Annotated in this window: 11 protein-coding genes; 4 read left to right on the forward strand and 7 right to left on the reverse strand. The window is 70.0% G+C overall.

Annotation, left to right across the window (positions count from 1 at the left end; genetic code table 11):
* The 7 genes from BLR05_RS24630 to BLR05_RS24660 all read right to left on the reverse strand — a co-directional run.
* A partial coding sequence (locus tag BLR05_RS24630; RefSeq protein ID WP_143016013.1) for a tartrate dehydrogenase occupies positions 1 to 1,076 on the reverse strand: 1,076 nt, incomplete at its 3' end.
* 21 nt (positions 1,077 to 1,097) lie between these two features.
* The gene (locus BLR05_RS24635) at positions 1,098 to 2,738 is read right to left on the reverse strand and encodes an ABC transporter ATP-binding protein (protein ID WP_092840244.1); all 1,641 of its coding nucleotides are present in this window, start codon (positions 2,736 to 2,738) and stop codon (positions 1,098 to 1,100) included.
* Positions 2,738 to 3,637 (reverse strand): ABC transporter permease, encoded by a 900-nt coding sequence (locus BLR05_RS24640; RefSeq protein WP_092840247.1) that lies wholly within the window; start codon positions 3,635 to 3,637, stop codon positions 2,738 to 2,740. The genes BLR05_RS24635 and BLR05_RS24640 overlap by 1 nt, the downstream gene beginning before the upstream one ends.
* Before the next feature lie 31 nt (positions 3,638 to 3,668).
* Complete coding sequence (locus tag BLR05_RS24645) at positions 3,669 to 4,625, reverse strand: ABC transporter permease (protein ID WP_092840250.1); 957 nt, start codon at positions 4,623 to 4,625, stop codon at positions 3,669 to 3,671.
* Positions 4,626 to 4,780: 155 nt separating this feature from the next.
* Positions 4,781 to 6,400 carry an ABC transporter substrate-binding protein gene (locus BLR05_RS24650; RefSeq protein ID WP_092840254.1) on the reverse strand — a complete coding sequence of 540 codons (1,620 nt, stop codon included), beginning with the start codon at positions 6,398 to 6,400 and terminating at the stop codon, positions 4,781 to 4,783.
* A gap of 74 nt (positions 6,401 to 6,474) precedes the next feature.
* A complete protein-coding gene (locus BLR05_RS24655; protein ID WP_092840257.1) occupies positions 6,475 to 7,764 on the reverse strand; it encodes an NAD(P)/FAD-dependent oxidoreductase in 1,290 nt (429 codons plus the stop codon).
* A 40-nt stretch (positions 7,765 to 7,804) separates the two neighbouring features.
* Positions 7,805 to 8,470 carry a haloacid dehalogenase type II gene (locus tag BLR05_RS24660; protein WP_092840260.1) on the reverse strand — a complete coding sequence of 222 codons (666 nt, stop codon included), beginning with the start codon at positions 8,468 to 8,470 and terminating at the stop codon, positions 7,805 to 7,807.
* 683 nt (positions 8,471 to 9,153) lie between these two features.
* Between BLR05_RS24660 and BLR05_RS24665 the strand changes: the two genes are divergently transcribed.
* The 4 genes from BLR05_RS24665 (at position 9,154) to BLR05_RS24680 (ending at position 13,121) form a co-directional block, all read left to right on the forward strand.
* The gene (locus BLR05_RS24665) at positions 9,154 to 10,047 is read left to right on the forward strand and encodes a GNAT family N-acetyltransferase (protein ID WP_092840263.1); all 894 of its coding nucleotides are present in this window, start codon (positions 9,154 to 9,156) and stop codon (positions 10,045 to 10,047) included.
* Positions 10,047 to 10,973, forward strand: a complete 927-nt coding sequence (locus BLR05_RS24670; protein WP_092840266.1) for a 2-hydroxyacid dehydrogenase — start codon at positions 10,047 to 10,049, stop codon at positions 10,971 to 10,973. The genes BLR05_RS24665 and BLR05_RS24670 overlap by 1 nt, the downstream gene beginning before the upstream one ends.
* A gap of 180 nt (positions 10,974 to 11,153) precedes the next feature.
* A complete protein-coding gene (locus BLR05_RS24675; protein ID WP_092840269.1) occupies positions 11,154 to 12,557 on the forward strand; it encodes an aspartate aminotransferase family protein in 1,404 nt (467 codons plus the stop codon).
* 69 nt (positions 12,558 to 12,626) lie between these two features.
* Complete coding sequence (locus tag BLR05_RS24680; protein WP_013595359.1) at positions 12,627 to 13,121, forward strand: Lrp/AsnC family transcriptional regulator; 495 nt, start codon at positions 12,627 to 12,629, stop codon at positions 13,119 to 13,121.
* Positions 13,122 to 13,711: the final 590 nt, after the last annotated feature.

Consider the following 13,711-nt stretch of genomic DNA (forward strand, 5'->3'; position numbering starts at 1 on the left):
ATGGCCGCCGCGATGGCCTCGCCCACCTGCGTGGTGCTGGCGGTGCCGCCCAGGTCCGGCGTCTTCGGCCCGCTTTTGATCACCTGCTCGATCGCCGACACGATCGCATCGTGCGCCTGCCGCCCCGCGCCCTGGCCCTGCGTCAGGAAGTCCAGCATCAGCGCCCCGGACCAGACCATCGCGATCGGGTTGGCGATGTTCTTGCCATGGATGTCCGGTGCCGAGCCGTGCACCGGCTCGAACAGGCTGGGGAACGTGCGCTCCGGGTTCAGGTTGGCCGACGGCGCCAGCCCGATCGTGCCGGTGGTCGCCGGCCCCAGGTCCGACAGAATGTCGCCGAACAGGTTCGTCGCCGCCACCACATCGAAGCGTCCCGGCTGCAGCACGAAGCGCGCCGTCAGGATGTCGATGTGCTGCTTGTCCAGCGTGATGCCCGGATAGCCCTTGGCCACGTCGTCGGCCCGCTGGTCCCACCACGGCATGCTGATGGCGATGCCGTTGCTCTTGGTGGCCAGCGTCACGTGCTTCTTCGGGCGGCTCTGCGCGAGGTCGAACGCGAACCTCAGCAGCCGCTCGGCGCCCTTGCGCGAATAGACCGACTCCTGGATCACGATCTCGCGGTCCGTGCCTTCGTACATGATGCCGCCCAGCGAGGTGTATTCGCCCTCGGTGTTCTCGCGCACCACGTAGTAGTCGATGTCGCCGGGCTTGCGGCCCGCCAGTGGGCAGGGCACGCCCTCGAACAGGCGCACGGGCCGCAGGTTGATGTACTGGTCGAATTCGCGGCGGAACTTCAGCAGCGAGCCCCACAGCGAGACATGGTCCGGCACGGTGGCCGGCCAGCCCACGGCGCCGAAGAAGAGCGCATCCATGCCCTTGAGCTGTTCCTTCCAGTCGTCGGGCATCATCTGGCCGTGCGCGAGGTAGTAGTCGCAGCTGGCCCACTCGAAGGTGTGCAGCTCCAGCGCGAAGCCGAAGCGCCCGGCCGCCGCCTGGATCGCCCGCAGCCCCTCGGGCATGACCTCCTTGCCGATGCCGTCGCCGGGCAGTACAGCGATGCGGAAAATGGTCTCCATGGTCTTCCTGGGTTCGTTGGTTTATGCGGCCTGCGCCGCATGAAGACGGTCCGGGGCCGCCCTGTCCTGCTCCTCGAGCCAGCCCTGCCGCAGTTCGGGCACGGAGCGCGCGAGCAGTTCGTAGTACGGGTGGTGGGGGCCGCGGTCGAAATCCGCGCGCGCCACCTGGTCCAGCTTGCGGCCATGCTGCATGACGACGATCTCGTCGCACACGGCGCGCACCGTGTGCAGGTCGTGGCTGATGAAGAGGTAGGAAACGCCCAGTTCCCGGCGCAGTTCCGCCATGAGGTCGAGCACCGCGGCGCCCACGACGGTATCGAGCGCGGAAGTGACTTCATCGCAGAGGATGAGGTCCGGGTCGGCCGCGAGCGCGCGGGCGAGGTTGACGCGCTGCTTCTGCCCGCCCGACAGGCCACCGGGCAGGCGGTCCGCCACGGTGTGCGGCAGCTTGACGAGGTCCAGCAACTGGCGGATGCGCTGCTGCAGCGCCGGCCCGCGCAGGCCCTTGTAGAACTCCAGCGGCCGCGCCAGGATGCGGCCGATGGTGTGGGACGGATTCAGCGCGGTATCCGCCATCTGGAACACGATCTGGATGCGGCGCAGTTCCTCGCGCTCGCGCTGCGCGAGCGCAGGCCTGAGTTCGCGCCCGTTGAACACCACGGAGCCGGCATGCGCGGGGATCAGGCCGGCGATGGCGCGCGCGAGCGTGGTCTTGCCGGAGCCGGATTCGCCGATCACGCCGATGGCCTGGCCGCGGCGCACGACAAGGCTCACGTCGTCCAGGATCAGCGAGGCCGGCCGGCCCTGCGCATCCTTCGGGCCGTAGCCGGCCGACAGGTGGCGCACGTCCAGAAGCACGGCGCCCTCCTCGCCTGCACCGCCCTCGCGCGCCGCGGGCCGCGCCGCCGCCAGCAGGCTGCGCGTGTAGGGATGTTCCGGCGCCTTCAGGATGCGCGGGGTGGAATTGATTTCCTGCATCTGCCCGCCGCGCAGCACCAGGATGTGATCGGCCATCTGCGCCACCACGGCCAGGTCGTGGCTGACGTACACGGCCGTGGCGCGGCGCTCGCGCACCACGCGGCGGAAGGCGCGCAGCACCTCGATCTGCGTCGTCACGTCGAGCGCCGTGGTGGGCTCGTCGAGAATGACCAGGTCCGGATCGGTGATGAGCGCCATCGCGGCCATGATGCGCTGCAGCTGGCCGCCGGACACCTGGTGCGGATAGCGGCTGCCGATGGTGTCGGGATCGGGCAGCGCCAGCTCGCGGAAGAGCTGCACGGCCTTCGCCTCGGCCTCGGCGCGCGGCAGGGTGCCGTGGATGCGCGCGGGCTCCACCACCTGGTCCATGAGGGTGCGCGACGGGTTGAACGAGGCCGCAGCGCTCTGCGCGATGTAGGCCACGGTGCGGCCCCGCAGCGCGCGCTGGCCGGCCGCGGAGAGCCCCAGCACGTCCACGTCTCCGATGCGCACGCTGCCCCCGGAGATGCTGCAACCCTCGCGCGCATGGCCCATGAGGGCCAGCGCGGTGGTCGTCTTGCCCGAGCCGGATTCGCCGATCAGCGCCAGCACCTCGCCCGGCTCGATCGAGAAGCTGACGCGGTCCACCAGCGTCTGGCCGCCCGCGGTGATGTGCAGGTCCTGCACGGTGACGGATGCTCCCATCAGCGGGCTCCTCGTTCGCGGGCGGCGCGGCCCGGCAGGTTGTCGATGAAGAGATTGACGGCGATGGTCAGGCTCGCGATGGCGATGGCCGGGGCGATCACGGCGGCTCCGCCATCGGGCAGCGCACCGATGTTCTCGCGCACCAGCGATCCCCAGTCCGCCTCGGGCGGCTGTATCCCCAGGCCGAGGAAGCTCAGGCTGGCGAGCAGCAGCACCACATAGACGAAGCGCAGCCCCAGGTCGGCGAGCATGGGACCCAGGATGTTGGGCAGGATCTCGCGCAGCATCACGTAGAGCGTGCCCTCCCCGCGGGTGCGGGCCACCACCACATAGTCGAGCGCATTGATGTTCACCGCCAGCGAGCGTGCGATACGGTAGGCGCCCGGCACGTAGATGACGGCGGCGGTGGCCACCAGCATGGCCACCGACGAGCCGAAGCCGGCGACCATGATGAGCGCGAACATCTTGCTCGGGATGGCCGTGAGCGTGTCGAGCACCCGGCTCAGCACCGCGTCGAGCCGCCCGCCCACGGCCGCGGCGAGCAGCGCGAGCACGGTCCCGGTGCCGCTGGCCAGCAGCGTGGCCAGCAGCGCCACGCCGACGGTGTAGCGCGCGCCGTTCACGACGCGCGCCAGCATGTCGCGGCCGAGATAGTCCGTGCCCAGCCAGTGCGCCGCGCTGATGGGCGCGAACACGTCCGTCCCGCCGCCCGACGCCGTGGGCGTGCCGCCCAGCAACCAGGGGCCGGCCAGCGCGGCAAGCATCCAGAACAGCAGCACGGCCAGTGCCAGCAGCCCCAGCGGGCCGAGGCCGCCAAGCCAGCGCAGCGCGCGGTGCAGCCCGCCGCGCCGTGCCGCGGGCGCCGAGGGTGCGCCGGGCGAAGGAGAAACGGTATCCATCGGTGGGGCTCCTTGGTCGGAATGCGCGATGTCAGCGGTGGCGCAGGCGCGGGTTGGCGACGATGCCGCACAGGTCGGCCAGCGTGACGAGGATCAGGTAGCCCGCACAGAAGATCATGGCGCAGGCCTGCACGAGCGGCATGTCCCGCTGGGTCACGCCATCGACCATGAGCTTGGCAATGCCCGGATAATTGAAGATGGTCTCGATGATGATCACACCGCCCAGCAGGTAGGACAGCGACAGCGCCACCGCGTTGGCGATGGGCCCCACCGCATTGGGCAGCGCATGCGCCAACACGGTGCGCAGCGGCGAGGCGCCCTTGAGCCGGACCATTTCGATGTAGGGGGCCTGCAGCTGGTCACTGACGGCCGCGCGGGTCATGCGCATCATCTGCGCCACGATCACACAGCACAGGCTGAGCACCGGCATCGCGAAGGCGCGCAGCATCTGGCCCACGGATTCGATGTCGTTCACATAGGACAGGGCGGGCAGCCAGCGCAGCTGCACCGCGAACACCAGCACCGCAAGGGTGGCGACCAGGAACTCCGGCACGGACACCACCGCCACCGCCCCGGTGGAGACCACCCGGTCGAACCACGAGCCCCGCCACACCGCGCAGGCGATGCCGAGCGCCAGCGCGATGGGCACCGAGAACAGCGCCGTCACCGCGGCGAGCAGCAGCGAATTGGGCAGCCGGCTCGCGATCAGTTCGCCCACCGGCATCTGCGTGGTCGCCGACATGCCCAGGTCGCCCCGCACCGCCCCGCCCAGCCAGCGCACGTAGCGCAGGGGTGCGGGCACGTCCAGACCCATCTGCGTCCGCAGCGCGGCCAGCGCCTCGGGCGTGGCGTCCTGGCCGAGCTGCTCCTGCGCGGCATCGCCGGGCAGCACGGCCGTGATGGCGAACACGACGGCCGATACCGCGAGCAGCGACAGCAGCGCAAGCAGCACGCGCTGCGCCAGGAGCTTGAGAATCACACGGTTCATGAAGGGTCCGATCCGTATCCGTTTTCCATCGCATTGCGCGCCACCCGCAGCCCCTGCAACCGGCGCGGCGCCACCCGTCCGAAGGCCGCGGAGCAGACCACGCAAGCGCGGGGGGGGGGAAGCGGCGCAGCCGCTCAGGGCGTGTCTCCTGGACCTCAAGCCTCCAGCCACACGTGTTCAGCAAACGCATAGCCCATCAGCCCCCCCAGCGGGATCGGCGACAGCCCCTTGAGCTTGGAGCTGTGGCCGTCGATGCTGGCGAGGAACAGCGGAATGCCGATGCCCGCGTCCTGATGGATCATGGTCTGCATGTCGGCGTACATCTGCTTGCGCTTCGCCTGGTCGGTCTCGGCGCGTGCGGCCACGAGCAACTGGTCGAACTGGGGGCTCTTCCAGCGCGACTCGTTCCACGCCGCGTCGGACTTGAAGAACTGCGTGAGCAGCGTGTCCGCGCTGGGGCGCGGGTTCACGTTGCCGAAGCCTACCGGGTTGGTCAGCCAGTGGTTGGACCAGTAGCCGTCGGCCGGCATGCGCCTGACGTCCAGGTCCAGGCCGATGCGCTGGCCCGACTGTTGCAGCAGCAGCGCGATCTCGGTGGAATACATCGCCGCGGGCGAGGTGACCATCGGGATCTTGCCCGTCACGCCCGACTTCTGCAGGTGGAACTTGGCCTTGTCCAGGTCGAAGGTGCGCTGCGGCAGGCCCGCGAAGTAGAAGCGGTTCGTCGGATCGACGGGCTGGTCGTTGCCCAGCACCGCGTAGTCGAGCGCGATGGTCTTCTTCATCTGCTCGCGGTCGAACAAATGCTTCATCGCCAGGACGAAGTCCGCATTCGAGCCCGGACCCATGTCCTTGCGCAGGATGAGGTCGGAGTACTGCCCCGACTGCGTGGTGAAGATCGCGTAGCCCGGCGTGCCCTTGACGCGGGCCACGGCCCGGGGGTTCACCGAGGCGACGAGGTCCATGCCGCCGGACAGCAGCGCGTTCACGCGCGCCGTCTCGTCGCCGATGCCCACGAACTCGATCTCGTCCAGGTAGGGCTTGCCGGGCTTCCAGTAGGCGTCGTTGCGCACCACCAGGGAACGCACGCCGGGCTTGAACTCCTTGAGCTTGTACGGACCGGTGCCGATGCCGGCGTTGAAGTCGGTGGTGCCGTCCTTGACGATGTGGAAGTGGAAGGTGCCCAGGATCACGGGCAGGTCGGCATTGGGCTGCGACAGCACCACCGTCACCTCGCCGGGGGCGGAAGCCTTCACGCTGTCGATCTGGTCGGCCAGCGCCTTGGCCTTGGAGGCCGTGGCCGGGTCCTTGTGGCGCATGAGCGAGAACACCACGTCCTCGGCGGCCAGGGCCTTGCCGTCGTGGAAGACCACGCCCTTGCGCAGCTTGAACACCCAGGTCTTCGCGTCGGCCGTGGAATGCGACTCGGCCAGCGCCGGCTGGGGCGTGAGGCTGCCGTCCAGCGAGAACAGTCCGTTGTAGAGCATGTTGCCGCGCGAATAGTCGGTCTGGTTGGATTGCTTGGCCGGGTCCAGTGTATCGGTGGCGGCCGCGGTGGCGCCCGCCACGCGGATGCGCCCTCCCCGCCGCGGCGTCTGCGCGTGCGCGCTGGCGGCCATGGTGGCCAGGCCGCCCGCCAGGGAGGCCTGCATGCCCCCCGCGAGGAACATGGCCAGCACATCGCGACGCGATGCGCCGCGGGCCAGCGACTGCATCACGCGCTGGCTCTCGGCGGGGCCGACGAGGCCGTCGAACTCGGGGATTTTGTCGCTCATGGTGGACTCCTTGTGGGACCTGGGGAAAGGGAAGGAAGGGACGGTGGAGGAAAATCGGTCGAATGGCCACGGCGTCAGCCGAGCCGGTCCTTGAGGCGGTAATAGAGCCCCACCGCCGGCAGGAACCAGGGCGGGCCGAAATGCCCGGGAATGGCCGGCCACCCGCGGCCGCGCCAAGGGTTGGCCGCGGCATTGCCGGCCATCACCTCGGCCATGCACTGCCCCATGTGGACGGACATCTGCGTGCCATGCCCGCTGTAGCCCATCGAGTGGAAGACGCCGTCGCGCTCGCCGGCATGCGGCAGGCGGTCCTGCGTCATGTCCACGAGTCCGCCCCAGCAGTGGTCGATGCGCACCTGCCCGAGCTGCGGAAACGTCTCGGCGAGCCCCTGCCGCAGGATCTCGCCGCTGGCGGCGTCCTGCTGCGGGCTGGAGACCGCGAATTTCGCCCGCCCGCCGAACACCAGGCGGTGGTCGGCCGTGAGGCGGAAGTAATGGTGGATGTTGGCGATGGTCACGTAGGTGCGGCGGCCGGCCAGCAGGGCCTGCGCGCGCTCCGCGCCCAGTGGGTCCGTCACCACGATGAAGCTGCCGATCGGCACGATGCGCCGGCGCAGCCAGCCGAATGTGCCGTAGCCGCCATGGCGCGAGGCGCCGGTGGCCAGCAGCACCTGCTTCGCCTCGACCGGGCCCCGGGCCGTGTGCAGGCGGTGGGCCTGGCCCTGCAGCCGTTCGAGGCGGTCCACGCGGGTGCCGAGGTGGATCTGCGCGCCGTGGCGCACCGCGGCGCGGGCCAGGCCCAGGGCGAATCGCCCCATGTGCATCTGGCCGCTGCGCTTGTAGAGCAGGCCGCCGACGAAGCGGTCGCTCTGCACCTCCGCGGCGACGCGGGCCGCGTCGAGCACTTCGACATCGGTGTCCACGCCGTCCGCGATGAGCCTTTCTGCGCTGCGCTGCAGCGCGTCCAGGTGCTGCGGCCGGGTGGCGAGCTTGAGCTTGCCGTGCCGCAGGAAGTCGCAATCGATGGCCTCCTCGCGCACCAGCCGCGCCACCGTATCCACGGCGGCATCGTAGGCGTGGTACCAGGCGCGGGCCTGCTCCACGCCGACGCGGGCGGCCACGTCGGCATAGTCCACGGCCAGCCCGTTGTTCACGTGGCCGCCATTGCGGCCCGATGCCTCGGGCGCCACCGTGCGCCCCGCCTCCAGTACCGCCACGCTGGCGCCCCGGCGTGCCAGCGCATGGGCTGCGGACAGCCCCGTGAAGCCCGCGCCCACGATGGCCACGTCCACCCGCGCAGGCAGGCCGGTCGTGGGCACCGCCAGGGGCGGCAGCGAATCGAGCCAGTAGGAATCGAGCTTCATGGAAGGGCTGAACAAGGTTGGGGGCGCGGAATGCACTGGATCAGAGACCGACGACGCCGGCCAGGCCGCCGATGTCCTGGATCTCGGTGTAGCGGTAGGCCGGGTTGCCGGGGCCATGGCCGCGGTTCACGAACACCTTGTTCACGATGCCGATGTCGTCGGCCGACATCAGGTCGTAGCGCAGGCTGGAAGACACGTGCAGCACGTCCTCCGGATTGCAGCCCAGCGAATCGAACATGAATTCGAACGCCTTCAGGCGCGGCTTGTAGGTCTGGGCCATCTGCGCGGTATAGACACGGTGGAACGGCGCGCCCAGCATGTCCACGTTGCGGTGGATCTGGTCGTCCGAGGCATTGGAGAGGATCACCAGCGGAATCTCCCTGGCCACCTTGGCCAGGCCCGCGGGCACGTCGGCGTGCGGCCCCCAGGTCGGCACGGCGTCGTAGTAGCGCTGGGCCTCGTGGTCGAAATACTGGAGGTTCCACTTCTTGCACAGCCGGCGGATCGCATTCTTCAGGACCTGCTCGTAGGGCTGCCAGTCGCCCAGCACCTCGTCGAAACGGTAGGCCGTGAAATCGGCGACGAACTGCTCCATGCGGTCGGCAGGCACGCGGTCGGCGAACATCTCGCGGGCCATCTCCCCCATGCGGAAGCGCGTGAGCGTTCCGTAGCAGTCGAAGGTGATGTACTTGGGACGGAAAGTCATGGTCTCGGTTTCCTGAGGTTCTCTCGGGGTTCTGCCGGTCACCGACCGGGGTGGGGGCCGCCGGGTGCCTATGCGCCCTGCGCGACGTTTTCATTACGAAGTGATTGAAGCATGCGGCTTCGCGGCCGTCGTTGGGAATTGCGGGGGCGGCACGCGAGAAAATTGCGGTTTGCGGGGGCCCTGGCGGCATGCTGTGCGGCGCGCACCGCTTGCGTGCGGGCCTGCACCGTTGGTGCGCTGCAGCAGGCGCGCGGAGCACGCTTTTGAAGCACGGCGCGCCGCCGGGACATGCCGCGTCCATGCGTAGACGGCCCTGCGGAAGGGGCAGGCATCACGGCGGTGCAGCGGAAGCCGGAAAGCAGCATGGTGTATCGGATCGGTGGAAAGGCACCGCTCGCCGGCGGCGCCGCAGTGATGGGTGATCCCAGGGAACAAGCACCGGCATTTGTGCCCGTTGGCGGAGGCCGCGCCGCAGCGAATTGCAAAACCACCCCATCGGGCAGACGAAGCTTGCAAGTTGCGGGCAAACCCCTAGCGCGCTCTGGCACCGCGCGCGGATGTCGTCCAAGATAGGACCGCTGTGCGCGCCCCGCCGGCGCCCTCCCGGCCCTCCCGGGGGTATAGCCGCAGCTCAGTTGCCGCACGGGCCGCACCCTTTTCTCGCCCACCAAAGGACTTCGCCGATGCTTTCCACCCCTTCGCTCGCCGCCGGCACCGTCGCCGACGACGGCGTGCTGATCCGCCCCATGACCGAAGCCGACCTCGCCCAGGCGCATGCGCTGTCGGAGGAGCTGCGGTGGCCGCACCGCCCCAGCGACTGGGCGCAGATGTTCGCGCACGCGCAGGGCCTGGTGGCCGAACGCGACGGGCAGATCGTCGCCACGGCGCAGCGCTGGCTCTGGGGCGAGCGCCACGCCTGCATCGGCCTGGTGATCGTCACGCCGGCATGCCAGGGCCGGCGCATCGGCCACCGCCTCATGAACGCGCTGCTCGAAGGAATGGAAGACCGCACCGTGCTGCTGCATGCCACGGCCGAGGGACGGGGGCTCTACGAGCGCCTGGGCTTCAGCCGCACCGGAGAGATCCGCCAGCACCAGGGCACGGCCCTGCCCACGCCGCTGATCGCGCTGGAGCCGGGCTGGCGCCTGCGCCCTGCCGGCCTCCACGAGGCCGAGGCCCTGCGGCGCCTCGACGCCCAGGCGCGCGGCATGCCGCGCGATGCGCTGGTCGATGACCTCGCAGCCACGGCCGAGGCCTGCGTCGTGCTCGTGGACCAGGACGCCACGCCCCGCGGCTTCGCCATGCTGCGCCGCTTCGGCCGCGGCCACGCCATCGGCCCCGTGGTGGCGCCGGACGCCCAGGGCGCGAAAGCCCTCATCGCACACCTCGCGGGCCTGAACGCCGGCCATTTCACACGCATCGACATCGACTGGGCCAGCGGCCTCGCCGAATGGCTGGAGAGCATCGGCCTGCTGCGGGTGGACGCCCCCACCACCATGGTGCGCGGCGCCCCGCTGGAGCTGCCGCCGGAGGGCGGTGCGCACCTCTTCGCGATCGTGACGCAGGCGGTGGGCTGATGGTGTTCCTCTACAAATCCGACCCCGTGCGCGGCCGCCAGTGGGCCGAGGTGTTCGCCGCCGAGGCGCCCGACATCGAGTTCTGCATCTGGCCCGACGTGGGCGATCCGGAGCAGGTGCGCTTCCTCGCGGCCTGGGAGCCGCCGCCGGACATCGCCACGCGCTTTCCCCGCCTGCAGGTGCTGTTTTCCTCGGGCGCCGGCGTGGACCAGTTCGACTTTTCCGTGCTGCCGCCGCAGTTGCCCGTGGTGCGCATGGTGGAGCCGGGCATCGTGCGCGGCATGGTGGAATACGTCTGCCACGCCGTGCTCGACCTGCACCGCGACATGCCCCGGTACCGGCGCCAGCAGCAGAAGGCCGAATGGCAGCCGCTGCCGGTGCGCACGGCCGCGCAGCGCCGCGTGGGCGTGCTGGGCCTGGGATCGCTGGGCCAGGCCGTGCTCGCGCAGCTCGCGGTCTTCGGGTTCGCCTGCGCGGGCTGGAGCCGGTCGCGCCACGCCGTGCCCGGCGTGCAGTGCTTCGCGGGCGAGGACGAACTGCCCGCCTTCCTCGCGCGCACCGACATCCTGGTCTGCCTGCTTCCGCTCACGGATGCCACGCGCGGATTCCTCGACGCCGGGCTGTTCGCCCGCCTGCCGCAGGGCGCCAGCCTCGTGCACGTGGGCCGCGGCCCGCAGTTGCGAGAGGCGGACCTGCTGGCAGCGCTCGCCACGGGGCAGATTGCCGAGGCCGTGCTCGACGTGACCGATCCCGAGCCGCTGCCCACCATGCATGCCTTCTGGCGGCACCCCCACGTGCGCCTCACGCCGCACATCGCGAGCATGACGCAGCCCCGCACCGCCGCGGCCGCGGCCATCGCCAACCTGCGCCGCTTCGAGGCCGGAGAACCCATGGAAGGCCTGGTGGACCGGAGCCGCGGCTACTGAGAGTGGCTGATGCCGACGGATCGCCGGTCCCGCCGCACGATCTGCCGTTCGGCCCCGCACAACCGCAGCCTGCTTTGCAGCGGAGGTGGAAAGCAGCACCACGGCGGGAGCTGCCCGCCCTAAGCTGACGGCATCGACCGTCCTGCCCATTCCATACCGCTTCCGGAGGAGCCCCACGCCATGAACCAGATCGCCGACCTGTCCGCGCTCGCCTCGCTCGACGCCATCGACCGCGCCCACCTGATCCACCCCGTGTCGCCATGGCGCACGCACGAGGAGCGCGGCCCGACCGTGCTGTCGTCCGGCCGCGGCGCCTGGCTGACGGATGCCCGGGGGCACGAGCTGCTGGACGCCTTCGCCGGGTTGTGGTGCGTGAACGTCGGCTACGGGCAGGAAAGCGTGGTGCAGGCGGCGGCCGAACAGATGCGGCGCCTGCCCTACGCCACGGGCTACTTCCACTTCAGCAGCGAGCCGGCCATCCGCCTCGCCGAGAAGCTGGTGCAGATCACGCCGCGATCGCTCAACCACGTGTACCTGACCCTGGGCGGATCCGACTCGGTGGACGCCGCGGTGCGCTTCATCGTGCAGTACTACAACCACACCGGCCGGCCCTCCAAGAAGCACTTCATCGCGCTGGAGCGCGGCTACCACGGCTCCTCCTCCACCGGCGCGGGCCTCACGGCGCTGCCGGCCTTCCACCGGGGCTTCGATCTGCCGCTGGCCACGCAGCACCATATTCCCTCCCCCAACCCCTACCGCCATCCCTCGGGTGCCGACGCGCAGGCATTGATCGCCGCCTCGGTCGCGGACCTGCGCGCCAAGGTGGCCGAGCTGGGCGCGGACAACGTCGCGGCCTTCTTCTGCGAGCCCATCCAGGGCTCGGGCGGCGTGATCGTGCCACCCGCGGGCTGGCTCAAGGCCATGCGCGAAGCCGCCCGCGCACTGGACATCCTCTTCGTCGTGGACGAGGTCATCACGGGCTTCGGCCGCACCGGCCCCATGTTCGCCTGCGATGCCGAAGGCGTGGAGCCCGACATCATGACCATGGCCAAGGGCCTGACCGCCGGCTACGCGCCCATGGGCGCGACCCTGCTGAGCGACAAGGTCTATGCCGGCATCGCGGACGGCGCGCCCAAAGGCGCCCCCATCGGCCACGGCGCCACCTACTCCGCCCACCCCGTGAGCGCGGCCGTCGCACTGGAAGTGCTGCGGCTCTACGAGGAAGGCGGCATCCTGGCCAACGGCCAGCGCGGCGCCGCGCACTTCGCGGCCGGTCTGGACATGCTGCGCGGCCATCCCCTGGTCGGCGACGCGCGCCACCGCGGCCTGCTCGGCGCGCTGGAACTGGTCAGCGACAAGGCCAGCAAGCGCGGCTTCGACCCCGCCCTGGGCCTCGCCGACCGCATCTTCGCCGCCGGCTACCGCAACGGACTGGTGTTCCGCTCCTTCGGCGACCACGTCCTCGGCTTCGCGCCCGCGCTGGTCTTCGGCGAAGCGGAATTCACCCTCCTCTTCGAACGCCTGCGCAAGACGCTCGACGAAGTGCTGGACTGGGCCGACGTGCGGAAAGCCCTCGCGGCCTGACGAGAAACCGCGCAGAACCCGGCCGCAGCGCGCACACTTCCCGCCTGCATCCCTGCTTGCCAAGCCGCCATGAACGAAGCCTTCAAGATCGACCGACTGGACCTGCGCATCCTGGCGCAGCTGCAGAAGAACGGGCGCATGACCAACGTGGACCTCGCGGACGCGGTCGGCCTCTCGCCCAGCCCCTGCCTGATCCGCGTCAAGCGCCTGGAACAGGCGGGCTACATCGCCGGCTACGGCGCCCACCTGCGCCTGGAAAAGCTCGGGGACACGCTCACGGTGTTCACCGAAGTCACCCTCTCGGACCACCGCCGCGAAGACTTCGCCCGCTTCGAGGCCGCGCTGCGCGAAGTGGACGAGGTGCTGGAATGCCACCTGGTCAGCGGCGGCTACGACTACCTGCTGCGCTTCATCACGCGGGGCGTGAACCACTACCAGGAAGTGATCGAGGAACTGCTGCAGCGCAACATTGGCATCGCGAAGTACTTCAGCTATATCGTCATCAAGTCGCCGTTCATCAAGACGCACTGTCCGATCGAGCGGTTGTTTCCGCATCAGAGGTGATTCTTTTGAGGGCGGGGGCCGGGTCTCGCCCCGGCGGGCGAGCTACTTTTCTTTGCTTCGCCAAAGAAAAGTAGCCAAAAGAAAGGCGACCCTGCTGGATGCGACCCCGTTCGCCCGCAGGGCGAACGGGGCAACCTGGGGTGCTCGGGGGTGGGGTGTGCCGTGGAACTCGCTGCGCGCACTCCGTGCGCTACGCTCGGACAACCACGGCAAGTCAGTTCACGAAGCGGGCGTGTCCTGCGGCACGCCCGCCACCCCACCCCCTGCGCGCCCCAGGCGCATCCAGAAGGGGTGACCCGGGCCTTCGCGTTGCTCGGCCCCAAGGCCGTCGCTGCGCTCGGCAAAAACCCCAACGCTCCGCCCCAAGAAAAACGGTGCGCGGTGCAACGCACTCGCGCACCCCAGGCCGAGCGAAGCAATGGCCCGTATGCGGCACCCCGCCCTCGTGGCTGCGCCGAGGAGCGCAGGAGGCAAGGCGCGCAGGCGTGCCGAAGGACACGCCTGCTTCGTGATCTGACTGGCTGCGGTTGTCCGAGCGGAGCGCGCCAGCGCGCAGCGAGTTCCGCAGCCGCGCCTTGCCTCCGAGCACC

Source organism: Paracidovorax cattleyae (genome assembly GCF_900104515.1).
Classification (GTDB): domain Bacteria; phylum Pseudomonadota; class Gammaproteobacteria; order Burkholderiales; family Burkholderiaceae_C; genus Paracidovorax; species Paracidovorax cattleyae.

What these genes read in the sequence shown, in the direction of transcription:
- BLR05_RS24635 (WP_092840244.1), bottom strand. Translation starts at nt 2,738, where the DNA reads ATGGGAGCATCCGTCACCGTGCAGGACCTGCACATCACCGCGGGCGGC.
- BLR05_RS24640 (WP_092840247.1), bottom strand. Translation starts at nt 3,637, where the DNA reads ATGGATACCGTTTCTCCTTCGCCCGGCGCACCCTCGGCGCCCGCGGCA.
- BLR05_RS24645 (WP_092840250.1), bottom strand. Translation starts at nt 4,625, where the DNA reads ATGAACCGTGTGATTCTCAAGCTCCTGGCGCAGCGCGTGCTGCTTGCG.
- BLR05_RS24650 (WP_092840254.1), bottom strand. Translation starts at nt 6,400, where the DNA reads ATGAGCGACAAAATCCCCGAGTTCGACGGCCTCGTCGGCCCCGCCGAG.
- BLR05_RS24655 (WP_092840257.1), bottom strand. Translation starts at nt 7,764, where the DNA reads ATGAAGCTCGATTCCTACTGGCTCGATTCGCTGCCGCCCCTGGCGGTG.
- BLR05_RS24660 (WP_092840260.1), bottom strand. Translation starts at nt 8,470, where the DNA reads ATGACTTTCCGTCCCAAGTACATCACCTTCGACTGCTACGGAACGCTC.
- BLR05_RS24665 (WP_092840263.1), top strand. Translation starts at nt 9,154, where the DNA reads ATGCTTTCCACCCCTTCGCTCGCCGCCGGCACCGTCGCCGACGACGGC.
- BLR05_RS24670 (WP_092840266.1), top strand. Translation starts at nt 10,047, where the DNA reads ATGGTGTTCCTCTACAAATCCGACCCCGTGCGCGGCCGCCAGTGGGCC.
- BLR05_RS24675 (WP_092840269.1), top strand. Translation starts at nt 11,154, where the DNA reads ATGAACCAGATCGCCGACCTGTCCGCGCTCGCCTCGCTCGACGCCATC.
- BLR05_RS24680 (WP_013595359.1), top strand. Translation starts at nt 12,627, where the DNA reads ATGAACGAAGCCTTCAAGATCGACCGACTGGACCTGCGCATCCTGGCG.